The sequence below is a fragment of the Halococcus dombrowskii genome (assembly GCF_022870485.1).
Taxonomy (GTDB): Archaea; Halobacteriota; Halobacteria; order Halobacteriales; family Halococcaceae; genus Halococcus; species Halococcus morrhuae.
The window spans coordinates 1914010-1938321 of record NZ_CP095005.1 but is presented as its reverse complement, the minus strand read 5'-3'; the positions used below and the strand labels follow the sequence as shown (position 1 = coordinate 1938321).

The following is a 24312-nucleotide window of genomic DNA, read 5'->3' as shown; positions in this document are numbered from 1 at the left end:
TTCACGATCGAGCGCGACGGTCACACGAAAAACGGCATCAGCACCGATTCACTCGGTCGCCGCGGGGAACGGTTCGCCGCCCATCACCGTCCCCCAGACCGGGACGTCCCTGAGCGCTGCCGGGTCGACGGCGGTCGGATCTTCTTCGAGCACGGCGAAGTCGGCCCGCTTGCCGGCCTCGATGGTGCCGACCTCGTCGTCCATCCCGAGCAAGTAGGCGGCGTCGACGGTGATGGTTCTGAGTGCTTCGTCGACCGAGATGCGCTCGTCCTCGCCGAGCACGCGACCGTCGGCGGTGACGCGGTTGACGGCGCTCCAGGCCGTGTGTAGCGGCGCAAGCGGCGTGACCGGCGCATCGGAGTGGACACTGAAGGGGACGCCAGCGCGCTTGGCGCTCGCGCAGGCGTTCATCCGCTCGGCGCGCTCCGGGCCGACCGTCACCTCGTAGTGCTGATCGCCGTAGTAGTAGAGGTGATTGCTGAAGAGGTTGACACAGAGGCCGAGCGCCGCCATCCGGCGGTACTGGTCGGCCGTGGCCAGCTGGCAGTGCTGGACGGTGTGGCGATGATCGAACCGCGGCGACTCGCGCTGGAGCAGCTCGACGGCGTCGACGAACCGCTCGCTGGCCTCGTCGCCGTTGCAGTGACAGTCGATCGACAGCCCCGCCTCGTGATACGGCAGCATCGTCTCCATGACTTCCTGGGGATCGGACGACAGCGACCAGAACCCGTTCGACTGCCCGCCGTAGTAGTGTGGCCAGCGCAGCCGGGCGGAGAACCCCTGAATCGAGCCGTCCATGAACAGCTTCACGCCGCCGAGACGGAGCTTCTCCGTGCTCTCCTCCGTGAGGTTGGCAAGATACTGGGCGAGATCGGCGTGATCCCTGTCGCTCTGACGGACGCTGTACGACATCGAAACCCGCACCGGGAACTCGTGGTCGTTGACGACGCGCTGCCAGCGATCCACGACTTCGGAATCGGTGAGCTGTGGACCGCCGAGCTCGGCTACGGTGGTGCAGCCGGCGTTGCGCGCCACCTTCCCGTAGTTCCGTATCGCCGGTTCGGCGCTGAGGTCGGCGAGCAGGCGCATGTGGTCCTCGCTGACGAGCATCAACGCCGTCGGCTCTCGGAGCACACCGGTGGGATCGCCCGCGGCGTCCGTGGCGACACCCTCGACGTCGGTGTGTTCGTCGATCCCGTCCTGCTCGATGAGCGCCGAGTTGACCGATGCCGTGTGGGAGTTGAGATGCAGGACGAAGATCGGGCGTTCCTCCGAGACTTCGTCGAGTTCGGCGGCGGTCAACGATTCGTCTTCATCGAAGTAGATCGGTTCGACGCCCCACGCGAGCAGCGGTTCGTCGGGAGCGAGCTCGTCGTCGATCTCGTTCAGTCGATCGAGCACGTCGGCGACGCTCCGACAGCCCGGCCAGTGCGTCCCGTCCGGGCTGTCGCGGCCGTAGTAGCCGAGGTAGGGGTACGACCAGAGCGCGCCGGCCATCGAGTGGGCGTGGGCCTCGACGAAGCCCGGCAGCAACACGTGGTCCGCGAAGCGCTCGTCGACCGTCGGGTTTCCCCAGCCCTCGAGTTCCGCGACGGTGCCGACGCCGAGCACGCGACCGTCGCGGACGGCGACGGCGCTCGCTTCCGGTCGGCTCGGGTTCATCGTGACGATTCGATCGGCGACGTAGATCGTGGTTTCTTCGGACATAGTGTATCTGTCAGTCGGAGCGATTTATCTGTTCGCCTCCGTCGCTCTGCACGGTGCGAAAGCCGACGCCGGAGCTCATGAGCCGGCTGCTGTCGCCGACCTGCCACCATCGAAGACCGTAGACGAGAACGCTGACCGCGACGAGGCCGAGATACGCGACGAACGCCTGTGGCTGCGTGACGACGAGAAAGACGGTCATGACGGCCAGAATGACGAATAGCGCTAGCGCCGACCAGCGGACGACACGCGGGCGGAGCAGGCGTGAGTTCGCCACGCTCTCGGCGTCAAAGATGCCGGGGAACGTCGACGGGAGCCGAAAGCCGACGATCGAGTGGATCATGAGAGGGACGACGAACAGGAAGGAGAAACTGGCCGCCAGCGCACCGAAGGAGACGTCGACGAACGTGAGTGCCACCGACAGCACGTAGAGAAAGAGAAGGAAGTAGACGGGTTCGCCGTGATCGTTCTCGCGGCCGACCCACTCGGGGAAGAGGTTGTCGTCGACGAGCACCGAGAAGATCCGGGTGAAGACGGCGACCGAGGCGATGTTCGTCGTGAATCCCGCGACGAGCGCGCCGATGCCGGTCACGACGACGAGATTGCCCGAGAGATACTGACCGACGACGAACCCGAGCGTCTGGCCTTCGAGCTGTGCGTACGAGACGACGCCGACGGCGACGAACAACACGACCGTCGAGATGAGGATGTCGACGATGGCGCTCGTGACGATGATGCCGCCGATCGTGTTCTCGACGTCCTCGATCTCCTCGCCGAAGTTGATGATCTTGATCGCGCCACCGCCCAGGGTGAGGAGAACCGCGTACGCCGGGAGCGCGCCGATGAACCCCTCCGGCATGACCGGCGTCAGATTCCCCATTTCGACGTTGAGCAGCCCGCCACCGACGATCACGCCGATCGACAGCAACAAGACCGCATCGAGCACGATCTCGGCCACGCCGGTCGCGCGGATGCCGAACCAGACCACCGCGAACGAGATCGTCAGCAGGAGCACGGTGAACAGTTCGACCGAGATCCCAGGAACGATCGCGTTGAGAAAGGACGCACCGCCGAGCAGCATGTATCGCAGATAGATCAGCCCGCCGAGCATGAGCCCCGAAAAGGAGATCGTGAAGCCGACGAGCTTGCTCAGATTCTTGCGCTCCGGGAGCAACATTCTCGTCGTGTAGTAGTAGCTGCCGGCCGTCTTCGGCCACGCCTTCGTCAGCGTGAGATACGTCGGGAGCGCGAGGAAGGTCGGAACAGCCACCAGCATCATGATGAGCACGGTGATCGGACCGCCCATCGCACCCGCGATCACCGGGGTAGCCCACAGTCCGCCACCGACGCTACTTCCGATGGCGATGGCGACCCCGCCGACGAAGCCGATCTTCGCGTTCTCCGAGACCATCGCTCGTCACCTGGGTCCCGGAACGGGGGCGACAATTGCGTCACCATCCCGTTCGACGCGACGTTCTCGATTCTCGTTCAACCCCATCGCCTGTTGATCGGCAACTACTGTCACAAACGACAGTCGGATTGGATATACATAGTTGTTTTGCACGTATACCAACACGAATATGGTGAAAAATGGAATCGAATCGGACATAGTTCGATATATTCGAATACATTGGAAAAATAGAACTGGTTTTCTACTCGCGTGTCCGGGACCATCACGGCCGGGAACGTGGTTTTGATGGTGGAGTTCCAGCTCGACCGTCTACTGCTTCCGTCGTATCTGAGACCGATCGTTGATAACGAGCCTGTCGATCGAGGCTCCGAATCATCGATCTTCGAGAGTGGCGAATACGGCCGTCGAGAACCCGCGATCGTCCGTTCTCGTTTCGTCCTCCGGACGACGAGCACAAAAGAGCTATTGGAGCCGCCAGCCGAGGAGCCATATGGCCGACGCAGACGAGAGCACGGGGGCGACGGGGCGACGAAGCAAGGTCGCTCGGCTGATCGACGAGTACGACCTCGACGGGATCGGCGCGGAGATGGAACGCCGCTGGACCGCACCCGACGACGAACGGACGAGTTTGCGTGATCTCGCGACCGTTTTCAACCAGCGACTGCTGGCGGCGGCGATGGCTGCGGCAGGACTGCAGCCGCTCGCTGGCGAGGTCGAGAACACGTACCAACTGCTCACCGACGAGGAGACCAGCAGCGCCGATCGGACCCAGACCCGGCGACAGCTCGAACGTGACGGCGTCCCGGTCGAGGAACTCCAATCGGATTTCGTCACCTATCAGGCGATCCGGAGCTATCTCACCGAGCACCGGGGAGCCGAATACACCGCCGACGATCGGGACCGAACCGTCGTCGAGGCCGAGAACGTCCAGCGACTCCGGGGACGCGTCGAGACCGTCACCGAGGAGAAACTCGACCGGCTCCGTCGGAACACAGAGTTCGATCTCGGCGAGTTCATGCTGTTCGTCGACGTGAGCGTTCTCTGTGAGGACTGCGGGCAGCGCTACGGAATCGACGAACTGCTCGAACGCGGCGGCTGTGACTGTGCGACCTCCACGTCCTGATCCTTCGACTGTTCATCCGACGAAACTGCTGTCCCGATTCGACTATATATCGGAAAATATGTAGCACGGATCTCTCTCTCTCTCTTCCGTCGACGATCGATTGATCGGGGCATAGATTAAGATAACATCTGCAATCTATTGTCCGATCAATCGTCCTCGTCGACGACCCATCGTCGCCCCGTATCTCGCTCGTGGGAACCACGCGACGGTTCTGCCTCGTCGGATGCTTCCCCATCGTCTTCGCCGACCGCCTCCGCTCGCTGTGGCGGTCGATCGGAGGCGTTCGCCGGCGATTTCATGGCGGAGAGACCGAGATTTCGAAGGAACGTTCCGAGATAGTTCGAGTGGTATTCGACGCCGAACTCGTCGTCGAGAAGCCGATCGATCTCCTGTGCCTGCCACGGCTGGCCCTTTCGGAGCAGGTCGAGCAGTTCTTCTTTTTCCGTGTCGTCGAGTTTCGCGGGTCGTCCACCCCCGAAATCCGGCATGAGTTCGTCGAATCCGCCTTCATTCCAGGCACTCGCCCACCGAGTTCCGGTCGCTGGCGAGCGCCCCTCCCGGTCGGCCGCCTCGGGGATGGTGTCGCCCCGATAGAGGTTCTTCACGAAACCGATTCGCCGCAGACGGCGATCGTCCTTGGTTGCTCGCAGTAGCTCGTCGATCTCCTCCTCGGGCAGATGCCGTTCGATCTCCGTTCGACGTGTTCCCATCGACTGTCGTTCGCCCTCTACTTTCAAAAGTTTTCGTATTATTTAGATCGGGACCGCGACAGACTGTTCCCGATTCTTCTCTCTGAACCAGGAACTGCGCTGGTCGATCGACTGCTGGATTCTCTATCCTCGTCGATGAGATTCCACGAATGTCGGTGGGCTGGCTATTCCGAGGCGTCGTCGGACAGTCGCTGCTGCCACTTCTCGACGGTGCTCATGAGTTCGACCGGCGACGTCTCCGCGACGTTCGTCTCGCGTACTGCCTCCAGCACGGCCTCAGTTTCGGGGTCGAGCGACGAGTCGGGATCGTCGTCCGGAGTGGTCTCGGATTCACCATCTCGGGACTGCCGACCGCCGTCGGCGCTGGCGGAGCCACGGAATGCTTCGCTGTCGAGATCAAAGACGGCTTGGACCGACTCGCCGGACGAGCCGCGCGCCTCGATGGCTTTCTCCGCGCGGAGCTTCGCGAGGACGTCACGCGATCGGTCGACGACGGGTTCGGGAACGCCAGCGAGATCGGCGACGTGGACCCCGTAGGAGCGATCGGTCGCGCCCTCTCGCACCGTGCGGAGGAAAGTCACCTCGTTGCCCTGCTCCTCGACCGCGACGTGGACGTTCGCCACGCGATCGAGATGTTCTGCGAGACCCGTGAGTTCGTGGTAGTGGGTCGCGAACAGCGTCTTCGCGCGCACCTCGTTGTGGAGATACTCGGTCGCGGCCCAGGCGATCGAGATACCGTCGTACGTCGCCGTTCCGCGCCCCACTTCGTCGAGGATCACCAGCGAGTCCTTGGTCGCCGAATGGAGGATGTTGGCGAGCTCGCTCATCTCGACCATGAACGTCGAGCGCCCCTGCGCGAGCTCGTCGAGCGCGCCCACGCGCGTGTAGATCCCGTCGACGGGGTCGATCCGTGCGCTCCTGGCGGGCACGAAACTCCCGATCTGAGTGAGCAGGGTGATCAGCGCGCTCTGGCGCATGTAGGTGGACTTCCCGCTCATATTTGGCCCGGTGACGACGAGGAAGCCACGCTCGTCGGAGAGTTCGAGATCGTTCGGGACGAACTCGACCTCGCGTTCGACGACCGGGTGCCGGCCCGCCTCGATGTCGATGCCCGAATTCACCAGCTCGGGGCGCACCCAATCGTTTTCGACCGCGTGGACCGCGAGACTCGACAGACAGTCACAGTCGGCGAGCGCGCGACCCACGTCCTGGAGGAGCTCGGCGCGCTCGGCGACGCGCTCCCTGAGATCGACGAACAGCTCGTGTTCGAGCTCGCCACGGCGCTCCTCGAACCGGAATATCTCGCGTTCGCGCTCGCTCAGTTCTTCCGTGGTGTAGCGCTTCGCGTTCTTCAGCGACTTGATCTCGTCGTACTCCTCGGGGACTTCGCCGGTCTCGGAGTTGCCGACCTGGATGTAGTAGCCGTCGGTCTTGTTGCGACCGGTGCTCAGATGGGTGATGTTGAGCCGGGATTGCTCGCGCTCGGCGAGCCCGTCCATCCAGTCGAGCGCCTCCTCGTGGCCCTCGATCAGTTCGTCCAGTTCGTCGTGGTAGCCCTGCCGGATGAGACCGCCTTCGCGCGTGCTCGCTGGCGGCTCCTCGGCGAGCGCGTCGGCGAGTTCGTCCACCAGTTCCGCCGCAGCCGCTCGATCCGGCTGCGAGACGACCTCGGCGAGCGGGGAGTCGGCGAGCGCGGAACCCTCGATCACGCCGGCGACCTCGTCGAGCACCGAAAGTGTGTCACGCACCCGAAGCAGGTCGCGCGCGTCGGCACTACCTGAAACCGACTTGCTCGCCAGCCGGGCGACGTCGTAACCGTCGCCGAGCGTCTCGCGGAGTCGTTCGCGCGCGAGCGCCTCGTGCGCAAGTGCTTCCACGCAGTCCGCGCGCCGCGTGAGCTCGCCCTCGTCCTGGATCGGCCGACAGAGCCGCTCGCAGAGGGTGCGCCCACCGGCGCTGGTCACGGTGTGATTGATAACGTCGACCAGCGAGCGCCCGCCCTCGCCCATCGTCTCGACGAGTTCGAGGTTACGCTGGGTGGTCGCATCGAGCGCGACGCTCTCGCCCGTATCGTACGGCTGCAATCGTGTCATCGAGGCAAGCACGCCCAGCCCCGTCTCGTCGACGTACGACAGCAGCCCGCCGGCCGCCCGGATCGCCCCGGGAGCATCGTCAAGCCCCACGCTCGACACCGTCGCCGCGCCGAACTGCTCGTCGACCGTCTGTCGTGCCCGTCCCGGCGCGAACGCGTCGGTCGAGTGCAGCGAGAGCGTCGCGTCGGTCGCGCGGAACTCCGCGAGCAGGTCGTCGTCCGCGCGCACGTCGGGCCCGGGCAGGATCTCCGCGGGACCGAACCGATATAGTTCAGTAAGCAGTTCATCACCGTCGAGTTCGGTGGCGTGAAAACGACCCGTGGTGACGTCGGCGACGGCGAAGCCGTAGCCCCCGCTCTCCGCGACGATCGCCGCGAGATAGCGCGCCTCGCTGTCGGTGCTTTCGAGCAGCGTGCCCGGCGTGACGACGCGCTCGATGGCTCGCTTGTGCCCGCCGTCGACCTCGTACTGGTCGGCGACGGCGACGCGATAGCCGCGCTCGACGAGCACCTTCAGATAGGCCGTGAGTTCGCTGAGAGGCACGCCCGCCATCGGATAGGACGAGCCGTGCGAGGATTTCTGCGATACCTTGAGATCGAGCTCCTCGCCGACGAACTCGGCGTCGTCGGCGAAGAACTCGTAGAAATCGCCACACTGCATCGCCAGCAAGTCGGCGTCGGTCTCGTCTTTGAGGGCGAGGAACTCCCCGACGATTCCCTCGGTCATGGCTCCGTTCGGGGCACACCGCGCTAAAGCCTGTGGGTTCCGAAAGGCAACGCCGAAGTCCCCACGGCGGAACGGTCCGAATGATGTTCGCCGGGATCGAGGGGACGGCGACGGCGCTGCTCGCGCAGTACGGATTCCTCGCGCTGTTCGTCTTCGCCTTTCTCGAAACCTCGTTGCTCTTCCCGTTCGTCCCGAGCGAGCTCGTCGTCCCCGTGGCGGCCGCGCTGCTCGTCACCGGCCCGGCGAGCTTTCTCGCGTTCGTGCTCGCCCTGGGGGCCGGCGCGACGGTCGGTAGCCTGTTCCTCTACTTCGTCTTCGACGCGGCCCACCAGCCCGTCGTCGACCGCTATGGAGGCTCCGTCAGCGTCTCGGCTGACGACGTCGAGCGCGCCAGCGGCTGGTTCCGCCGCTGGGGCGAATCCTCCGTCTTCTGGGGCCGGCTGCTGCCGGTGCTCCGCTCGATCATCTCGATTCCCGCCGGCATTGCCGGCATGGGTGTCGGGAAGTTCACTGTCTACTCCGCCGGCGGCAGCGGGCTGTTCGCGGCTGCCGTCGCGGGGCTCGTCCTCACCGGCCGCGAGGTGCTCCCTTCGCAGGTGCTGTTCACGTGGCTCACGACCGGATTCCGGCGGGCGACGGAGATGGTACTCTCGAATCCAGTTCTCGCGGTCGCTACCGGCGGTCTGGGGCTGTTCGTCGCCCTGCTCATCCGCAACGCCGTGGCAGAGCATATCGACTCACCGACCGATGGCTAGACGGCCTATAACAACCCTCGATCGCTTTTCGAGCGATGGTCGAACGCGATGTGGCCCCGTCGAGGACGCGGCGCTGCTCGCGGGCCGCGGCACGGCATGCTGCTCGGCCCCTCTCGATGGCTCTCCAGTATTCGTACTCGCCCCGGCGGGCCCGATCGATTAGCCCTCGACGAGCCGTTCGAGCTGCGCGGGCGGCACAGCGCCGCGGGCGGCGTAGCCCTCGTAGGCGAACGTCGGGACGCCCGTGACGCCCGTCTGCTTGGCCTCGGCAAACCGCTCTTCGAGCGCCGCCTCGCGCTCGTCGTCGGCGATCGCTGCCCGGAGATCGTCGGCGTCGATCCCCAGTTCCGTGGCGATGTCGGCCAGCACGTCGGGATCGCCGATGTCGCGTTCGTCCTGCCAGAGCGCGTCGAACACCGTTTCGTGGAAGGTTGCGAACTTCTCGGGATGGGTCTCGCGGACGTAGAGCGCGGCCTGTTGGGCGTTCTTCGAGTCCACATCGGTGGCGATCGACAGCGACATCTCGACGCCGTACTCCTCTTGGAGGCGCTCGATGTTCTCCTTCGCCTGCGCGTAGTAGTCCTCGTCCTTGCCGTCGTCCGCGGTCGAGTCGAGTTCTCCGTCGGGGCCGCGCTGGTCGCTCTGGAGATCGAATGGATGCCACTCGACGGCGAGCGGTTCGTCCCGGCCTTCCTGGTACTGTTCCAACGAGGCTTCTCCGAGATAACAGAACGGACAGACGTAGTCGGCGTACATCGTGAGCGTCTCCGATTCCGCTTCCGTTTGAGTATCGTGACTCATTGAGAAACGTAGACGCTCGTGGCTCAAGAAAGGTCGGCTTACTTCCCGCGGCCGCGGTCGCTGTGGACGCTCGGGCGAGTGTGCTCAGAACCCTTGCCCTTCTCGTTGAGCCCGCGTCCGCTCGTGCCGGCGCTCGTGAGCCCGCGGAACGCCCGGCCACGGTGGGTGTCGTCACAGATCCAGTTCAGATCGTCGTCGTTCTCGATGGCCGGATGCTCGGGATCGATGAGGACGACTTCGAACCACTTCTGCGAGCCGTCCTCGCCGACAGGGTAGGAGTTGAGCACGCGGAGGTTCTTAAATTTCCGGCTGGAGCGTTCCTCAGAGATGCGCTGGACGGATTTCCGCCGGGTGACGCGGTTGACGCCCTGTCGTTTCGTCCGTCGGCCGGCCTTGTGGCGCACCTTGCGCGCGGTGCCTTTCCGGACCGCGACGCGGGCGAGGACGACGCCCTGTTTCGCTTTGTAGCCGAGCGAGCGCGCCCGGTCGAGACGGGTCGGGCGCTCGATACGCTCGATTGCGCCCTGTTCACGCCACTCCTGGAGTCGTCGCCACTGGAGGTCGGCGTGTTTCTCGTTTTCCGCATCGTGCCACGCGTCGCCGATGTGTGCGTAGAAGCTTCGTGCCATGGTTATCTGCGGGCGTTGAGGGTTCAGCCCGTGAGGGCCACATACCGACCCGCTGCGTGATTCACGCGAGCAGGTGCCCGCCGGTGCCCGATACCAGCGAGTTACCGATCCTTCCGCGCAATCGCTGTTAAGGCCTTCGAAACCCACCGCCGGGCTCGCCCGCTTGCCACCGCTCTTCCTGCTCCATGATTTAACGACCCGTCTTCTGCAAGCCACACCGTGAGGGATGGATCCGGCTATGGGTGAACGTGATGTTCGAAACAGCCTCCAATCGTCATCGCCACCGACTGACCGCGGCCGTCGGAGCGTCCCGATGAACCCGCTCGCCCTCACTGGAGCGGCGCTGCAGTTCTCCGGCGACTTCCTCTCTCTGGCAGTCGTCTTCATCGTCCTCGCGATCGTCGCCTACCTCGCCGGTGCACAGGGCATCGCGGGGCTGTCGGCCGGAATCGCCCGCATTCTCATCATCATCTTCGTCATTCTTGCCATCATCTCGCTCATCCTCTGAAGCGGGCGAGCGAACCTGTTTCCGACGATCGTCAGCGTCGCAGTCGGACGGTCGTCTCGCCATCGGTATCGACAGCGACTAGCCCGTCGTCTTCGAGATCGGTGAGCAACTCCCGTAGCCACTCGCGGCCGTGCTCGCCGTCGGTCGTGTAGTCGACACGCACTCTCGGGCCGAGCTCCGAGAGCGCCAGCTCGTCGTACTCGCCGAGAACCCGGACGGTGCGCCCGCGGAACTGTCGACGACTCCCCTCGAACGGTGACTGTGTGGGCACGTCCGGTGCGCTGAAATCGCCGGTCGCGTAGGCCCCACACCACGCGCGCCAGGGGCACTCGGCATCGTCGCAGGCGGGCGTTTTCGTACACGCCACACCGCCGAGCTCCATGATCGCGTTGTTCCAGGTTCGGGACTCGCCGGCGGGCATCAGTTCCGCGGCGGCATCCGCGAAGGTGTCATCGTCGTCCGGTACGTCGAACGCCCGGTGGAGCACGCGCTTGACGTTCGTATCGACGACCGCGTTCCCGTTGTTGAAGGCGAAACTCGCCACCGCATTCGCGGTGTAGGGACCCACACCCTGCAATTCCCGGAGTTCGTCGGGCGTTTCGGGGAACTCGCCGTCGAACTCGGCCATCACCTGTCCGGCGGCCTCGTGGAGATAGCGCGCACGATTGTTGTAGCCGAGGCTGTGATCGCTCCAGAAACCGACCACGGCCGAGCGATCGGCGGCCGCGAGGCGCTCGGCGTCTGGCCATCGCTCGACAAATCCGTCGAACGCCTCGACGACCCGTTCGAGCTGGGTCTGCTGGCTCATCACCTCCGAGACGAGGATTTCATAGGGATCGGTCGTCTCGCGCCATGGAAACCCGCGATGGTCCTCCTCGTACCACTCGACGAGCGCTCGGCGGACGGTATCGCGGTCGTCCGGCAACGAGAACGCGGACTCGCTCATCTATCGTCCGTTCGACTGTGGATGTGATACGCGTGGCGGTTCGGTGGGGCGTCGACCCGAAAGCGGTTTGCGGGCGGCAGACCCAGACCGGCCATGAGTCTCGACGATCTCTCCAGCGACGTCGAATCACGCTACGCCGATCTCGGCGACGAGGTGGATATGGATCTCGATCGCGAGACGCGCAACGAGCTCGCGCTGCTCACCTGCGCGCTCGGTCCCGAGGAGACCGACGAACTGCTCCGACGGGCGGTCCACATGCTCTTCCAGACGAGCGTCGAGACCGGCCGGCTCGACTTCCACCTCCGGAGTGGCTACGACGTGACCTACGACGAGTATCTCTCGGGGATGACGTTCGACGAGATGACCGGCGGGATGGAGATGCAGGGCCAATCCCAGAGCCAGGACGACGTCCGCCGCTATCAGTACTGACTGCCACTATCGACCGGGAACGAACACCATCAAACACCGTCAGCCGCCAGTCCTATTGCTCTCGCGCCCGTAGACGAAACCGATGAGAACAGCACGAAGATCCACAACCAGCGGCGCACCGCGCAAGGGAACGCTCTTCTGTCCCACGTGCGGTCACGCCAGTCCGATCGACGGCGACTGGCGGGTCGAACCCGCCGAGGACGACCCAGAGCGGGTCGTCTACCGCTGTCCCGACTGTGGTGCACCGATCGCGAACCGTCCCCGAGAAGTCGTTTACGCGTAGTCAGCGCATGCCCTCGTCGGTGATGACCGAATCGACGAGCGAGAGCGGCGTCGCGTCGTAGGTCGGGTTCTCGATCCAGAACCCCTCGGCGGGTTCGCGCATCACTTCGCTGCTCGACCGGAACTCGTTCTCGAAGACGAACCCGTCGTCGATGATCTTCGCGCCGGAGCCGACGACCGTCACCGGCGTGTCGGTCTCGGCGGCGGTCGCGGCGATCGGGAGGCTGCCGATGCGGTTGTAGAGGGTTTCGCCGACGATACAGTCCATCCCCATGAGTACGCGATCGCACTCGGGGAGGAAGTGGCCGCAGGCGCTGTCGACGATGAGATGTGTCTCGACGCGGTCGATCGCCGCGAGCGTGCGCGCGCTCTTGCGCCCGAGATAGCGTGGTCGCGCCTCGGTCACGTAGACGGTGAGTTCGGCCCCCTCGCGACCGGCGAGCTCGATCGCTTCGAGCACCGTCGAGGAGTAGTCGTGCGTGAGCACCGTCATCCCGTCGTCGAGCGCCATCGCGCCGTACTCGGCCGCCCGGCGTTTGGCCATCTCGACGCGCTCGACGACCCCCCGGATCGTCTCCCGCGTGCGAGCCTTGGCCGCCTCGATGTCCGGGAACTCCTCGTCGAGCGCGGCGACGATCTCGCGCTGGGTGTTCTGGAGCGAGGCGTGGGAGGGGTTGGCCTGTCGCAGCGCCGTCGAGTTGCGTTCGACGTCTCGGAGGTAGTCGTCGAGACTCCGGAACTCGCGCTCGGTGAGCGATTCGAGCGCGCGGGCGGCTTTGACGGCGACCACCGAGGAGCTGTGGGTCTGCATCTCGCGGATCTCCTCGACCGTCTCGTCTATCATACGGCCTCCCTCTCGCGCCCACGGCAAAACCGTTCCGGCCCGCCGTGCAGTCGCCGCTCGCTTCCGACAACGCTCGCGCCCACCGACGCACGAGCGCCGTCGGGCGATCGCCAGTTCCACTTTCGCTCCGCTTTGCTCAGATTTATCCGTCGTCGCGTGGCGAGTTCCTGTATCGTGTCGCTTCGCCCGCCCTTCACGTCGCATCGATCGGCCGGTCGCACAGTCCCGCGTGAGCCGGGGTGGTGAGCGTGCGGCTCGCACACGTCGCCGACGTCCATCTCGGCCACAGACAGTACGGTCGCGAGCAGCGCGAGGCGGACGTCAAGCTCGCCTTCGAGCATTTCCTCGGGAAGGCTCGCGAGCACGACGTGACGGCCATCCTGCTCCCGGGCGATCTCTTCGATTCCAGGGACGTGAGCCCGAAGACACTCAGCGAGGCCGAATCCGTCCTCGCCGACGTCGACGTGCCCGTGATCGTCTCGCCGGGCAATCACGACCAGAGCATGGGTGCTCGCCGGGAATTGACGTGGCTACAATATCTCAACGACACCGGTCTCATCACGCTGCTGTCCGGCGATCCGGGTGACGATCCGGTGTTCGTCCGGACCGACCTCGACGACCCGCGACGGGGCGGCGGTGGGTTCGTGGATATCGAGAACGATGGGGAGACGGTGCGCTGTTTCGGTGTACCCTACCGGGGCGCGTACATCGAGAGCGATCTCCCGAAGATCGCCGAAGGGATTCGGGCAACCGACGAGCGCGAGGGACCGGCCGATACGACGGTGTTGCTCGCCCACTTCGGCGTCGACGACGCGGTGCCGGATCTCGGCGCGACCGTCAAGCGCGCGTGGCTGACGCCGATCGAGGAGCACGTCGACTACCTCGCGCTCGGCCACATCCACAAACAGTACGAGACCGGCGATGTCGGCCGGAATCCAGGGAGCCTCGAAGCGCTCGACATTCAGGAGGGTCGGTGGGACGAGAGCCACGGCTACTACGTCTTCGACACCGGGGACGTGACCGCCGAGCATCACCTCTCGAAGCGCCGCCCATATCACACGATGAACTTCGACGTGTCGAGCTATCGCACCTTCGAGGATCTGCGCGGCGAGTTCGCGGACGCGCTCGACGACGAGCACGCAGCGGTCGAGCGGACTTGCGAGCGCGATATCCACCGGGACGGGAACGGTGACCGCCGCGAACCGGTCGTGAACGTCAGGTTCGTCGGCACGCTCCTCTTGGATCACGGGAATTTCGACGTCGAGGCGCTGCGCGCGCTCGCCGTCGACCGCCTCGACGCGCTGCACGTCCAGCCGACGAACAACACCGAGCGCAAGGCGATCGCGGAGCTGCTCGGCGACATCGAGCGCGACGAGGCCTTCGACGCCGACGGCACCGTCAACACCGACGTGCTTCAGGAACGGGTGTTCGACACCATCGCGGGCGAATCGCGCTACAGCGCCGAGACCGAGGCCGTGGCGCGGACGCTCGACGAACTCGAAGGGCTCGTCACCGATGACGAGCAGGGCGTGAGCGCGGTCGCCGACTATCTCGGCGAGCGCCGGCGCGAGCTGTTCCCCAATGGCCCAGGGGAGGCGGATGACGAAGACAGACCGATGAACGACGAACCGATTGAGGGACGGACGAGCCAGCAGACGCTCGACGCGCGGGGGGACGAATGAGCATCGTCATCGAGTCGGTGACGCTCGACGATATCAAGAGCTACGGCGAGGAGACGACCGTCGATCTCGGGGCGGGCGTGACGGCGATCCTCGGCGACAACGGGGCCGGCAAGAGCACGATCCAAGAGGCCGTCGGCTACGCGCTGTTCGACAGCCATCCGTTCAGCAAGCAGGACCGGCTCGTGCGCGAGGGTGAATCCTCCGGCGAGATCGCCGTGATGTTCACGAACCGGACGAGCGGCGCACAGTACACGGTCCGTCGGTGGGCCGGTCGGTCGAAATACGAGGTGCTCGACGGGAGCGGCGACAACCTCTCGCTCGACGGAACGAGCGAGATCAAGGGCTGGCTCTGCAAGCAGCTCGGCGTCGACGAACCCGACGATCTCTCCGAGGTGTGGGAGCGAAGCGTCGGCGTCGCCCAGACGGACTTCCTCGCGGACTTCACGAAAACCGAGACCGAGCGCATCGACACGTTCGACCCGCTGTTCGACATCGAGCGCTACCGCGAGGCCTACAAATCCCTCGGCGGGCTCGACGAGGAGTTCGACGGCGATATTCAGGACCACCGCGACGAGATCATCGGTCTCGACGCCAGACTGGAGGAGCTCCCCGACGTCGAGGAGCGCGTCGAGGAACACGAGGCGACCATCGCGGAGCTTGCCGACGAGATCGAGGCGCTGAGGGGGACGATCGAGGAACTCGATAGCGAGCGCGAGCGACTCGAAGGGGTCGAGGACGAGCTCGACGACGCCGAGCAGGAGCTGGCGACGCTCGAAGAGATGAAGATCCCCGCCCAGGAGGAGAGCCTCGAAACGGCCAAAGAGCACCGTGACGAGGCACGAACGGCCGGCGAAACGCTCGCAGCGGTCCGCGAGGAGTACGAACGCCACGAGAGCGCCCAGGAACGCCTCGACGAACTGGAGGAACGACGGGCCGAACGCGACGAGATCGACGACGAACGCACCGATCTCGGCGGCGAGATCGATCTACTCAAACATCGGGTCGCGGATGCCAGGGAGGACCTCAGCGCGGCCGAGGCAGCACGCGAGCGAGTGCACGAGCTCGAACCGGAAAAGGAGCGCTACGAGGAACTCCAGGAGGAAGTCTCGCAGCTCGAAGACGATGCCGAGCGCCGCGACGAAATCGAGGACGAACTCGGGGACGTCGACGACGAGATCGAGGAACTGCGCGCCGAAGCGACGGCGCTCGAATCGTCGATCGAGGAGGCCGAAGCGCAGCGCGAGGAGGCCGAAACGCTCGCCGCACGCCAGGATGAGCGCCAGGATCTGCTCGCCGAACGAAAATCCTTGGAAGCCGAGCACGAGGAACTGCGCGAGCAGAACGAGGAGCTCCGAGCGATCGAAATCGGCGGCGAGTCGGCGGTCTCGTGTCCGACCTGCGATCAGCCCGTGACCGCAGACCACCGTGAGAGCGTTCTCGAACGCAACCACGAGCGCATCGAGGCGCTCACCGAGGAGCGACTGCCAGCGATCGAAGAGGAGATCGCGGCCGTCGAGGAACGCATCGAGGCCGCTCGGGAGGCGAAGGAAGCGACCGATCGCATCCCACAGCTCGAACGCGAACACGAGTCAGTCGAGGAGGAGATCGCTGATCTGGTGGCCGAAAAAAGCGAGTACGAGGACGAGCGTGACGAGCTTGAAGGACGGCTCGACGAACTGCCCGACAAGCGCGAAGCGGTGGCCGAGCTCGACGGCGTGGCCGAGCAATACCACACCGCGAAGGCGACGATCGAGAGCGCCGACGGGATAGAAGCGACTCTCCGCGAAGCGCGCAGTGATCTCGGTGAGCGACTCGTCGCCTATCGGGAGCTCGACGACGAGCTGGACGAGTTCGATGGACTCGATCGGGAGATCGAGACGACGAAGGAGACGATCGCCGAAACCGAGGAGCCCCATCGGACATACATCCAGCACGAACCCGTCGCTGAGAGTCTCGACGAGCGCCAGGCGGCGGTCGACGAGGAGGGCGAAGCGCTGGCGCGGCTGCGCGCCGAGCGAAAAGAGGCCGAAAGGCGGGTTGTGGAGCTCGACGAGGCGTTCGACGCGGCGCGACTCGACGAGATCGAGGAGGAGCTGAGCGAGCGGAAGACGACCCGTGCCAGGCGCGAACAGCAGCGCGAGAATAGGGAAGGCGATCTCGCGGAGGCGCGCGAGCGACTCGACGAACTCGAAGCGAAACGCGAGCGAAAGACGGCGCTGGAGGCCGAGATGACCGAGCTCGAACGCGATCGAGAGTTCGCCCGGTGGGCGCGCGATAGCCTCCAGCAGGGTGCCGAAGACCTCCGCGATCTCACGACGAGCGAGATCGGCGATCGGGCGAACGACATCTATCAAGCGCTGCGCGCTGCCCCGACCGAGACGCTGGTCTGGGATCGGACGTACAACCTCCGGGTTCGCGTGCGCGGGCAGAACAAGCCGTTCGACACGCTCTCGGGCGGTGAGAAGATGGCCGCCGCGCTGTCGGTCCGCCTCGCGATCCTCGAACGGCTCGCCGCGGTCGGGATGGCGTTTCTCGACGAGCCGACCGCGAACCTCGACGAGCACAAGAAACGAAACCTCGTCGACCAGCTGGAGGAGTTCGACCGGCTGAACCAGCTACTCGTCGTCAGCCACGACCGGACCTTCGAGTCGATGACTGAACGGGCGATCGAACTCGAGAAGGACGAGGACCGGGAGATGACACGGGTGGTGAGCGACTGATGCCGTTCTATCCCGTGGAAGTGGCGAACGAGCTTCAGGACTACGTCAAGGAGATCAGAGAATACACCGACGACGAACGGATCGTGGCGAAATATCGTGACGCATTCGACGATGCGCTCGCGGAGTACGATGCGGACCGTCTTCGCGAGCGGTTCGACACGAACGCCTATCCCGGCGCGCTGCCGACCGCGGACTGGGACGAGCACGATCGACCGGTCGACCCGTTCGATATCTCTGCTTCCTGGGAGAACCACGAAGCAATCAACCGGTTCGCGAAGGATATACTAGAAGGCGTCACGACTATCGCCGCCGATGGCTCCGAACTCGGGCCGACGACGGAGTTCACCGTTCCGCTTGGGCTCGTACAGGTCGCCTGGACCGCCAACCATCACGATCCCGATGGTGATTACGACGGCGACGTGGGTCCTCGGATCCTCGGACCCGATGCAGTCACCGAATCATCCGACGATGGCAATGGTGTCCGATACCCCGATGAACAAGCCCCAAGTCACGAGCGCTACTACGATGAGGGAAAGACAGTCGTCGAGTGTATCAAGAAATTCGCCGATTACGAGCCGACACCGGTCATCGTCTACGACGGAGCACTCGTTCCGTCGTTCGCGGATACGTACGCGCCGGACGTACGCGAGAGCTACCACGAAACGATGGCGGAAGTCCTCGCGGTGAGTGAACATCACGAGGTCCCCGTCGTCGGCTACGTCGCAGGAACGAAACGTAAGAACATCGCGAAGATGCTGCAGCAGACGTATCCCGAACTGCTCTCCGACGAGCCGACCGTCGCTGACGCACGTATTCTCGATGGGTTCACCGAGAACTGGGGCGACCGATCGCTGGTGTTCGTCAACAGGTGGGACAGTACGGTCGACGAACTCGAATACGTCTACGAGGACACCGAGTACGGCTTCGACGAGGAGGTGTTGTTCACGTATCTCGACGTCCCGGGCGGCGACGCGATGGACTACCTCGAGTTCCCGGAGTGGATCCAGGATGCGGACCTCGTCGAGCACGTGCTCGACGTCGTTCGCGCCGAGACCGGTGTCGGGCGCGGCTATCCGGAGATCCTCCAGCAGGCCGACGCCAACGCCGTCCTGGACACCGGTGCGAAGGAGCGGTTCCTCGCGCTCGTCCAGGAGTTCGCCGACGAGGAGGACCTGCCGATCGACTGGGACGCGAAGACGCTCAGCAAGGAGCGACGACGCCGATGAGCGGCGAGACCGATGGAGACCAGACAGCTATGACAGCCAACGAATCGGTCATCGGCGACGATGACCTCACGATCGCGAGCATCGTCGAATCGAACGGCCAGATGGACTACGTCGCCGAGGTGTACCGCGACCACGACAAGGCGTCCGTGCCCGAAAAGCAGGACTACGAGTTCGGCCAACCAGTGTATGTCACGACGACGGTGCGTGGCGAGGAGCGCGCGCTCGTCGGCGTCGTCTACGAGTCGCGGCTCGTCAACCCAGATCAGGGGCGCGACGGACCGCGGCTCTCGACGCCGGATCAGGAGCTGTTCGTTCCCGGCTATGTCGACGAGAAGCAGACGCTGCTCGGCATCGCGCTGCTCGGGTTCGCCGAGCTCGCGCCGGCCGATGGCGGGCAGGGGTTCGCGTCCGTGTCACAGGAGCTGCCGCGATGGACGCTCGACATCGACGACCCGGTGTCGAAGCTCTCGGGCGCTGGCTTCCGACGATTTCACCAGCCCGACGGGCAGCTCGCGCTGCGCTACTACGACCGGCTCATCACCGCCGCCGAGCGGTTCGGGGCGGAGGTGACGCTCTCGTTGATCGAGCGATTGCGCGTGGAGACCGATCGGGAGGCGATGCTCGACGTGATCGAGCGGAAGGTCCGCTGGGAGGCCAGCACCGATCGCGGGGTGGTGCGATGAGCGACGTGCCCGAACCACCCACGGGCCGCGGGATGGACGCCGCCTCCGAAACGGTGGTCGGTACGGTGGCCGAGCCCGGCGAGCGCGCCGACGAGTTCGTGTTCGTCGCGCCGGATGCCGTCGACGTTCGGACGGGGGAGTTCGTCGTCTACGAGACGACCGCCGAGGGCGACTCCTGTGACGTACTCGCCCGGGTGACGAACGCCGAGCAGGAGCGCGGGCTCCCCGGCGAGTTCCTCGCCGATCCGGGCGTGGAGCCGGAAGCCGTGGCCGACGCACTCGGCGTGCCGAGCGGCGACGTCGAGATCGATCGCGTGAGCGCGCGCGTCGTCGGCTACTTCGACACGGAGATGGAGACCTTCGCTAACCCGCGTTCGTTGCCCGATCCCGGTTCGCGGGTCGCTCTTGCGAGCGACGAGTTCCTTGAGGCGGTGCTCCCGAGCGCGGACTGGGAGAGCGAGAGCGCCACCGCCCACGTCGGCTGGCTGCTCAATCGCGAGACGAAGGCCGCGAACGTCTTCATGCCCATCGACGCGTTCGCCGCGACCCACCTGGCGGTGCTCGCCTCGACAGGGAGCGGGAAGTCCTACACCGCGAGCGTCGTCATCGAGGAGATGCTGCGCCCGCAGTCGCGGGCTGCAATGCTCGTCTTCGATCCGCATGGCGAGTACGACACACTCGACGGAATGCGAGAGGATGGGAATGCTTCGGTCTTCCAGGATGGGGCGTACACACCGGAGGTCAACGTCGTCACGCCCGACGAGATCACCGTCGCGATCCCTGACCTGAACTACGGCGATCTGCTCGCGTTGCTCGACGAGCCGAGCGAGCGGATGAAGGAGCTGCTCGACAGGGCGTGGCGCGAGCTCCAGAAGGAATCGAACGAGATCGGCGTTCGCGACATCATCAGCAAGTGTGAGGCGCTCGATGAGGGCGATCACGGGACCGCTAGCGCGCTCGCGTGGCGGCTCAACCGTGCGCTCAATCGCGATCTGTTCGCCAGCGCGGCGCGCAACGATCTCACCGATCTCGTCGCGCCGGGCCAGGTGACGGTGCTCCAGTTGAACCGACTCTCGGAGGACGACCAGCAGATGCTCGCCGCGGCGCTGCTGCGCAAGCTCTACGAGGCGCGCAAGAACGCGATGCGCGGCGACGGCGACGATCTCGATTTCCCGCTCTTTACCCTCTTGGAGGAGGGCCATCGCTTCGCGCCGGACGGCAGCGCCCGCTCGCTTCCGATCCTCCGGACGATCCTCTCGGAGGGCCGGAAGTTCGGCTTCGGCGTGGGCATCATCTCACAGCGACCCTCGAAGCTCGACGCCGACGTGCTCTCGCAGTGTGGCACGCAGATCATCATGCAGATCCAGAACCCGAACGACCAGCAGGCGATCCGCCAATCGGTCGAGAGCGCCGGCGAGGACGTGCTCGACGAGCTTCCGGGGCTGACGCCCGGCCAGGCCGTCATCGCCGGCGACGCCATGAACACACCCGTACTGACCCGGATTCGTGAGCGCCACACACAGCACGGAGCCGAGAGTCTCGATGCGACCAGCGAGTGGCGCGGGAGTTGGCAGGAGTGGCACGAAGAGCAGAATCGTGACGTGGTCGATCCGTACGAATCCGACGAGGAAGTGGACGAAACACCGCTGTGAGATCCCCGCTACGACGTTCGGAGTGGGCTCATTTTTCGACTTCCTCGCCAGCCTCGACAGCCTGGCGGTAGAGTTGCGCACTCATCCGAAATCCGCTTTCGTCGAGCGCTTCGAGCAGATCGACGTACTCGTCGTGTGAGACGTGGCCCGCTTGCAGCGCTTCGAGGAGGACGTAAATGGTTCCGCCGACGGCGACGCCGAGTGATTCGGCGCTCCGCCGGGCGGCGTGGTCGTCGACCAGACAGCGTGCGTCCTCCACGAGTGCGAGTGCGATGGCGGCCACCTCGCCGCGACCGAGGTCGGTCGAGTCTTCGATAGCCGTTGCCCGGTCGTTCGCGTCGCCGGACAGCGATCGCACGTCGAGGAATGCATCGGTCGCGTCGTCGATGGCCAACGCATCGGCGTACCCCTGCTCGCGGCCCCGCGTAACGACCTCCTCGTAGACCGCTTCGGGCACCAGCGCGCAGTCGAACAGCGCGTCGAGCAGGTCAAGTCGGTCGATTTTGGCGAGATAGATCAGGACGGTGGCATCGGCCACGACGGTCATTCGTCGCGCGCCGCAGCGAGGTCGCTTTCGAGGTCCGACTCGGTGTAGTTCGTCTCGACGCCGCGCTCGTCCAGCAAGTCGAGGAATCGCCAGAGTGAGACGCCGGCGAACTCGGCGGCCCGCCCGAGGGAGAGTTCCCCGTCACGGTACCGCTCGATCGCCGTCTCGGTCCGCCAGCCTTCGAGGCCGCGTTCGAGCAGTCGTTTGATCGCCGTCGAGCGGTCGGTTCGTTCCTCGTCCTGGACGCGTTCGAGCTCCTCGAAGAGATCCTCGGGGATGCGGGCCGTGATGTGTTTCTGGCCCATGTACACGATAGGACCAGGTGTGTATTAACGCTGTTCCTGGTACTGACGGGATTGCGGACTCCGCTTCGTCCAATAGAGTTGCTCACAGTAGTGTTTGCCGAACAAAGTTATACCGTGTCATCGCATACGTCCATCCATGAGCAGCACGCTCCACATCGTGCTCGACGAACGCGAGGAGCGCCGCGTCCGGCGACTGAAGGAGGAGATGGACGTGACGTGGGCGGAGTTCCTGTCGATCGCCGCCGAGAACAGACACGAGATGCTGGACTCGGTTCGTGAACCAGCCAGCGATGACGAGGAGTACGACGGACCGTTCGTCGACTTGGCGGGATCGTTGGCGGGCGAGACGGATGACGAAGGGCGCTCCGGGACCGAAATACTGCGGGCCGAACGTGAATCGGACGCACGAAAAGAGCGAGAGCTGCTGGAGCGTCTCGGTGTCGGAGATTCGGACACCGATGAATGACGGACCGATCGTCTTCGACAACGAACCGCTCCTCGCCGTGTTGTTCGACGAACCGGGGCGCGACATCGTCGAACCGTTCCTTCGTGCGGTGTACCGTGGCGATCGAGAAGGGTACATCTCGTATGTGACGTATACCGAACTGCTCTACACTGTTGCTCGGGCGAAATCGTGGAAGTTCGGGGAAACCGCAGTCGAAGAACTCGAACGGCAAAACGTCGTTCCGGTCGCGGTACGGGACACATGGTGGGCTGCGGCGCGATTCAAACACGACTACCCCATCGCACTCGGTGATGCGTTCGCGCTCGCAGCCGCTGACCACATCGATGGAACGCTGCTGGTGGGAGCAGACGACGATTTCGATACCGTCGATGAAGTAGCAATCGAGCGGTTTCGAGCGGAGGGTGTCTGATACTGTCGGACAGATCTGATCGAGAACCTGTGATGCGAAAATCAGCTCGTTGCAGTGGGTTCTCGGGATCGAATCTTCACGTACTTCTGTCCGACAGTATGAAGACGGAGAGATCTCTGTATCGCTTGGCCATCCGTCGTGTGCTGTAGCGTGGTTACCCGCAGGGCCACATTCACCGAAATTCGCCTTGACGCCGGAGCCGATCTTCGGGGCTGACGCCCGGCCAAACCGTCGTCGTCGACGATGTGATGAACACACCCGTACTGACCCAAATTCGTGAGTGCCACACACAGCATGGGGCCGAGAGTCTCGATGCGACCAGCGAGTGGCGCGATAGCTGGGAGTCCTGGAACACGGAGCGCAATCGTGGTGTGGTCGATCCGTACGAATCCGACGAAGAAGTGGACGAAACGCCGCTCTAAAGCAACCATCTGTTGCTTTCAATTTTCAGATGGCAGGGGGATTAATAGATTGAGACACTGGTGATCTCATCATCGAATTAGGGATGGTCGTATTATTCTATGATATGATGTTCTAAATTGGCATAAAAAGACCGTTTTCTGGTTCGTATCCTTCTCCGCTCATCAGAGCATCCATCATACCATTTTCCAGTTTATTTTCGGATACTCCAATTTTCGGTCCAACTGCTTTCAATCTAGAGACATCAACTGCTCCGTCGTCAGTAAATCCTTGCTCGATAAATTCTTCTACAAGAGTCATGAACGCATTTTCTGCAGATAGTCCCTCAACATCAATGTCTTCGAAGTCACCGCTTTCGTATTCAGCGACCTTTCGATCGTGAATCTCCTCATGTATCTCGGAAATCGTCGCAGCCATAATCATCAGCGATCGTCGGGCTTCTTGCGAACTGGGTGATTTATCGGGGTGAGTAACCTCGTTTCTTTTTTCCTTCAGATAAAATAGATTCGATAAAACTGGGGGTAGGTCGCTCAGTTGCTCCATTACATCATTCGAATCTGTTTTTTCCTGGAATTCGTTAATCAGCTGACCGAGGGCAGTTCCCCAGGCCGCTTCTAATTTGCTTTCAGTCTTTTCCTCGTGCCAAACGCGTAAGCAGTGTTCCAAGGCCCTCAGAGATAGCACGACTGATGATGTTGGACAGTCGATCACCAGAGTCTTGCATGCTTCTCTGACATCTGCCTTTGTGCTACTGTCGAGCCAATTCCAAACTGTTTCATCAAACAGAGATTCTGGCCTATTTAGCAATCCATCCACGTCAAGCAAGCCTACATCAGCCGCAGCGATTCGCTGTTCCTTTCCAAGCTCATTCTCGAGTAATCGTCGCCACGCACCGACTTTCTTCTCTAAATCTCTACCATCGTCCTCATCTAAATTGTCATTCGGTTCATATTCTTCTGATATTTCTTGCATATGCCTAACGACAGCAATAGCAACATCAGAATCTATATCTCTTGAACGTAATATTGTGGCGAAATCGTCTAGCAACAATAGTACCCCATCCACTCCCTGTTCCCCAACCGCTTCTTGATTGATCCCTGCGGCTTCGAGTCGATTTAGTAGTGAGCCAAGTTCGAGAGCATCCACGAGTGACAAAGGGCCGCCTTTAGTTGATGATGAGCTATCTGGTGTCGGTGTCATCTCTTTCAGACGTAATAATCACCCGCTTACTTGTGAAATTA

24 protein-coding genes are annotated in these 24312 nt (G+C 63.7%); 13 read left to right on the top strand and 11 right to left on the bottom strand.

Annotated elements, in window-relative coordinates; translation table 11 throughout:
* Window positions 1-48: 48 nt before the first annotated feature.
* Both MUK72_RS10005 and MUK72_RS10000 read right to left on the bottom strand, forming a co-directional pair.
* Window positions 49-1707, bottom strand: coding sequence for an amidohydrolase (locus tag MUK72_RS10005; protein ID WP_244699689.1), 1659 nt, complete (start codon window positions 1705-1707; stop codon window positions 49-51).
* A gap of 10 nt (window positions 1708-1717) precedes the next feature.
* The gene (locus tag MUK72_RS10000) at window positions 1718-3115 is read right to left on the bottom strand and encodes an APC family permease (protein WP_244699686.1); all 1398 of its coding nucleotides are present in this window, start codon (window positions 3113-3115) and stop codon (window positions 1718-1720) included.
* Between the two features lie 490 nt (window positions 3116-3605).
* Here MUK72_RS10000 and rdfA point away from each other — a divergent pair, with 490 nt between their 5' ends.
* Window positions 3606-4238: a rod-determining factor RdfA gene (gene rdfA / locus MUK72_RS09995; protein WP_244699683.1), complete on the top strand. Its 633-nt coding sequence runs from the start codon at window positions 3606-3608 to the stop codon at window positions 4236-4238.
* A 146-nt stretch (window positions 4239-4384) separates the two neighbouring features.
* Here rdfA and MUK72_RS09990 read toward each other — a convergent pair whose 3' ends face one another.
* Together MUK72_RS09990 and mutS are read right to left on the bottom strand one after the other, a co-directional pair.
* Window positions 4385-4948, bottom strand: coding sequence for an IS630 family transposase (locus MUK72_RS09990; protein WP_244699681.1), 564 nt, complete (start codon window positions 4946-4948; stop codon window positions 4385-4387).
* 164 nt (window positions 4949-5112) lie between these two features.
* On the bottom strand, window positions 5113-7767 hold the full coding sequence (gene mutS, locus MUK72_RS09985) for a DNA mismatch repair protein MutS (protein WP_244699678.1): 2655 nt from the start codon (window positions 7765-7767) through the stop codon (window positions 5113-5115).
* Window positions 7768-7850: 83 nt separating this feature from the next.
* Between mutS and MUK72_RS09980 the strand changes: the two genes are divergently transcribed.
* Entirely contained in the window at window positions 7851-8522 is a 672-nt protein-coding gene (locus MUK72_RS09980; RefSeq protein ID WP_244699675.1) for a DedA family protein, read from the top strand.
* A 159-nt stretch (window positions 8523-8681) separates the two neighbouring features.
* Here MUK72_RS09980 and MUK72_RS09975 read toward each other — a convergent pair whose 3' ends face one another.
* Window positions 8682-9323: a DsbA family oxidoreductase gene (locus MUK72_RS09975; protein ID WP_244699674.1), complete on the bottom strand. Its 642-nt coding sequence runs from the start codon at window positions 9321-9323 to the stop codon at window positions 8682-8684.
* A gap of 38 nt (window positions 9324-9361) precedes the next feature.
* Window positions 9362-9952, bottom strand: coding sequence for a 50S ribosomal protein L15e (locus tag MUK72_RS09970; RefSeq protein WP_004055160.1), 591 nt, complete (start codon window positions 9950-9952; stop codon window positions 9362-9364).
* A gap of 313 nt (window positions 9953-10265) precedes the next feature.
* Here MUK72_RS09970 and MUK72_RS09965 point away from each other — a divergent pair, with 313 nt between their 5' ends.
* The gene (locus MUK72_RS09965; protein ID WP_244699671.1) at window positions 10266-10460 is read left to right on the top strand and encodes a DUF1328 family protein; all 195 of its coding nucleotides are present in this window, start codon (window positions 10266-10268) and stop codon (window positions 10458-10460) included.
* A 31-nt stretch (window positions 10461-10491) separates the two neighbouring features.
* On the opposite strand, the gene MUK72_RS09960 is transcribed toward MUK72_RS09965, so the two are convergent.
* Window positions 10492-11406 carry an HhH-GPD family protein gene (locus tag MUK72_RS09960; protein ID WP_244699668.1) on the bottom strand — a complete coding sequence of 305 codons (915 nt, stop codon included), beginning with the start codon at window positions 11404-11406 and terminating at the stop codon, window positions 10492-10494.
* A gap of 93 nt (window positions 11407-11499) precedes the next feature.
* Between MUK72_RS09960 and MUK72_RS09955 the strand changes: the two genes are divergently transcribed.
* Together MUK72_RS09955 and MUK72_RS09950 are read left to right on the top strand one after the other, a co-directional pair.
* Window positions 11500-11835 (top strand): ribbon-helix-helix protein, encoded by a 336-nt coding sequence (locus MUK72_RS09955; protein ID WP_004055167.1) that lies wholly within the window; start codon window positions 11500-11502, stop codon window positions 11833-11835.
* Window positions 11836-11917: 82 nt separating this feature from the next.
* A complete protein-coding gene (locus MUK72_RS09950) occupies window positions 11918-12118 on the top strand; it encodes a DUF8106 domain-containing protein (RefSeq protein ID WP_004055168.1) in 201 nt (66 codons plus the stop codon).
* Here the strand turns inward: MUK72_RS09950 and MUK72_RS09945 are convergent, their stop codons facing one another.
* On the bottom strand, window positions 12119-12961 hold the full coding sequence (locus tag MUK72_RS09945) for an eIF2B alpha/beta/delta subunit family protein (protein WP_244699665.1): 843 nt from the start codon (window positions 12959-12961) through the stop codon (window positions 12119-12121).
* Between the two features lie 242 nt (window positions 12962-13203).
* Here MUK72_RS09945 and MUK72_RS09940 point away from each other — a divergent pair, with 242 nt between their 5' ends.
* From MUK72_RS09940 to MUK72_RS09920, 5 genes are read left to right on the top strand one after another with little or no spacing between them, the layout of a single operon-like run.
* Window positions 13204-14643: a metallophosphoesterase family protein gene (locus MUK72_RS09940; RefSeq protein WP_244699662.1), complete on the top strand. Its 1440-nt coding sequence runs from the start codon at window positions 13204-13206 to the stop codon at window positions 14641-14643.
* A complete protein-coding gene (locus tag MUK72_RS09935; RefSeq protein ID WP_244699659.1) occupies window positions 14640-17363 on the top strand; it encodes an AAA family ATPase in 2724 nt (907 codons plus the stop codon). The genes MUK72_RS09940 and MUK72_RS09935 overlap by 4 nt, the downstream gene beginning before the upstream one ends.
* The gene (locus MUK72_RS09930) at window positions 17363-18589 is read left to right on the top strand and encodes a DNA double-strand break repair nuclease NurA (RefSeq protein ID WP_244699656.1); all 1227 of its coding nucleotides are present in this window, start codon (window positions 17363-17365) and stop codon (window positions 18587-18589) included. The genes MUK72_RS09935 and MUK72_RS09930 overlap by 1 nt, the downstream gene beginning before the upstream one ends.
* Window positions 18586-19272, top strand: coding sequence for a DUF8166 family protein (locus MUK72_RS09925; protein ID WP_244699653.1), 687 nt, complete (start codon window positions 18586-18588; stop codon window positions 19270-19272). The genes MUK72_RS09930 and MUK72_RS09925 overlap by 4 nt, the downstream gene beginning before the upstream one ends.
* Window positions 19269-20924, top strand: coding sequence for an ATP-binding protein (locus MUK72_RS09920; RefSeq protein ID WP_244699650.1), 1656 nt, complete (start codon window positions 19269-19271; stop codon window positions 20922-20924). The genes MUK72_RS09925 and MUK72_RS09920 overlap by 4 nt, the downstream gene beginning before the upstream one ends.
* A 28-nt stretch (window positions 20925-20952) precedes the next feature.
* Here MUK72_RS09920 and MUK72_RS09915 read toward each other — a convergent pair whose 3' ends face one another.
* Both MUK72_RS09915 and MUK72_RS09910 read right to left on the bottom strand, forming a co-directional pair.
* Window positions 20953-21471, bottom strand: a complete 519-nt coding sequence (locus tag MUK72_RS09915) for a PIN domain-containing protein (RefSeq protein ID WP_244699647.1) — start codon at window positions 21469-21471, stop codon at window positions 20953-20955.
* Window positions 21468-21776, bottom strand: coding sequence for a UPF0175 family protein (locus MUK72_RS09910; RefSeq protein WP_244699644.1), 309 nt, complete (start codon window positions 21774-21776; stop codon window positions 21468-21470). Before MUK72_RS09910 ends, MUK72_RS09915 begins: the two co-directional genes overlap by 4 nt.
* Window positions 21777-21912: 136 nt before the next feature.
* Between MUK72_RS09910 and MUK72_RS09905 the strand changes: the two genes are divergently transcribed.
* The 3 genes from MUK72_RS09905 to MUK72_RS09895 all read left to right on the top strand — a co-directional run bounded on the left by MUK72_RS09905 (window position 21913) and on the right by MUK72_RS09895 (window position 23073).
* A complete protein-coding gene (locus MUK72_RS09905; protein WP_244699641.1) occupies window positions 21913-22242 on the top strand; it encodes a hypothetical protein in 330 nt (109 codons plus the stop codon).
* Complete coding sequence (locus tag MUK72_RS09900) at window positions 22235-22651, top strand: PIN domain-containing protein (RefSeq protein ID WP_244699638.1); 417 nt, start codon at window positions 22235-22237, stop codon at window positions 22649-22651. Before MUK72_RS09905 ends, MUK72_RS09900 begins: the two co-directional genes overlap by 8 nt.
* Window positions 22652-22899: 248 nt before the next feature.
* Complete coding sequence (locus MUK72_RS09895) at window positions 22900-23073, top strand: hypothetical protein (RefSeq protein WP_244699635.1); 174 nt, start codon at window positions 22900-22902, stop codon at window positions 23071-23073.
* 112 nt (window positions 23074-23185) lie between these two features.
* Here the strand turns inward: MUK72_RS09895 and MUK72_RS09890 are convergent, their stop codons facing one another.
* Window positions 23186-24271 carry a hypothetical protein gene (locus tag MUK72_RS09890; protein WP_244699632.1) on the bottom strand — a complete coding sequence of 362 codons (1086 nt, stop codon included), beginning with the start codon at window positions 24269-24271 and terminating at the stop codon, window positions 23186-23188.
* Window positions 24272-24312: the final 41 nt, after the last annotated feature.

Bases quoted from the DNA above. Each gene is read 5' to 3' on its own strand.
- MUK72_RS10005 (WP_244699689.1), bottom strand. From the start codon at position 1,707: ATGTCCGAAGAAACCACGATCTACGTCGCCGATCGAATCGTCACGATG.
- MUK72_RS10000 (WP_244699686.1), bottom strand. From the start codon at position 3,115: ATGGTCTCGGAGAACGCGAAGATCGGCTTCGTCGGCGGGGTCGCCATC.
- rdfA (WP_244699683.1), top strand. From the start codon at position 3,606: ATGGCCGACGCAGACGAGAGCACGGGGGCGACGGGGCGACGAAGCAAG.
- MUK72_RS09990 (WP_244699681.1), bottom strand. From the start codon at position 4,948: ATGGGAACACGTCGAACGGAGATCGAACGGCATCTGCCCGAGGAGGAG.
- mutS (WP_244699678.1), bottom strand. From the start codon at position 7,767: ATGACCGAGGGAATCGTCGGGGAGTTCCTCGCCCTCAAAGACGAGACC.
- MUK72_RS09980 (WP_244699675.1), top strand. From the start codon at position 7,851: ATGTTCGCCGGGATCGAGGGGACGGCGACGGCGCTGCTCGCGCAGTAC.
- MUK72_RS09975 (WP_244699674.1), bottom strand. From the start codon at position 9,323: ATGAGTCACGATACTCAAACGGAAGCGGAATCGGAGACGCTCACGATG.
- MUK72_RS09970 (WP_004055160.1), bottom strand. From the start codon at position 9,952: ATGGCACGAAGCTTCTACGCACACATCGGCGACGCGTGGCACGATGCG.
- MUK72_RS09965 (WP_244699671.1), top strand. From the start codon at position 10,266: ATGAACCCGCTCGCCCTCACTGGAGCGGCGCTGCAGTTCTCCGGCGAC.
- MUK72_RS09960 (WP_244699668.1), bottom strand. From the start codon at position 11,406: ATGAGCGAGTCCGCGTTCTCGTTGCCGGACGACCGCGATACCGTCCGC.
- MUK72_RS09955 (WP_004055167.1), top strand. From the start codon at position 11,500: ATGAGTCTCGACGATCTCTCCAGCGACGTCGAATCACGCTACGCCGAT.
- MUK72_RS09950 (WP_004055168.1), top strand. From the start codon at position 11,918: ATGAGAACAGCACGAAGATCCACAACCAGCGGCGCACCGCGCAAGGGA.
- MUK72_RS09945 (WP_244699665.1), bottom strand. From the start codon at position 12,961: ATGATAGACGAGACGGTCGAGGAGATCCGCGAGATGCAGACCCACAGC.
- MUK72_RS09935 (WP_244699659.1), top strand. From the start codon at position 14,640: ATGAGCATCGTCATCGAGTCGGTGACGCTCGACGATATCAAGAGCTAC.
- MUK72_RS09930 (WP_244699656.1), top strand. From the start codon at position 17,363: ATGCCGTTCTATCCCGTGGAAGTGGCGAACGAGCTTCAGGACTACGTC.
- MUK72_RS09925 (WP_244699653.1), top strand. From the start codon at position 18,586: ATGAGCGGCGAGACCGATGGAGACCAGACAGCTATGACAGCCAACGAA.
- MUK72_RS09920 (WP_244699650.1), top strand. From the start codon at position 19,269: ATGAGCGACGTGCCCGAACCACCCACGGGCCGCGGGATGGACGCCGCC.
- MUK72_RS09915 (WP_244699647.1), bottom strand. From the start codon at position 21,471: ATGACCGTCGTGGCCGATGCCACCGTCCTGATCTATCTCGCCAAAATC.
- MUK72_RS09910 (WP_244699644.1), bottom strand. From the start codon at position 21,776: ATGGGCCAGAAACACATCACGGCCCGCATCCCCGAGGATCTCTTCGAG.
- MUK72_RS09905 (WP_244699641.1), top strand. From the start codon at position 21,913: ATGAGCAGCACGCTCCACATCGTGCTCGACGAACGCGAGGAGCGCCGC.
- MUK72_RS09900 (WP_244699638.1), top strand. From the start codon at position 22,235: ATGAATGACGGACCGATCGTCTTCGACAACGAACCGCTCCTCGCCGTG.
- MUK72_RS09895 (WP_244699635.1), top strand. From the start codon at position 22,900: ATGAACACACCCGTACTGACCCAAATTCGTGAGTGCCACACACAGCAT.
- MUK72_RS09890 (WP_244699632.1), bottom strand. From the start codon at position 24,271: ATGACACCGACACCAGATAGCTCATCATCAACTAAAGGCGGCCCTTTG.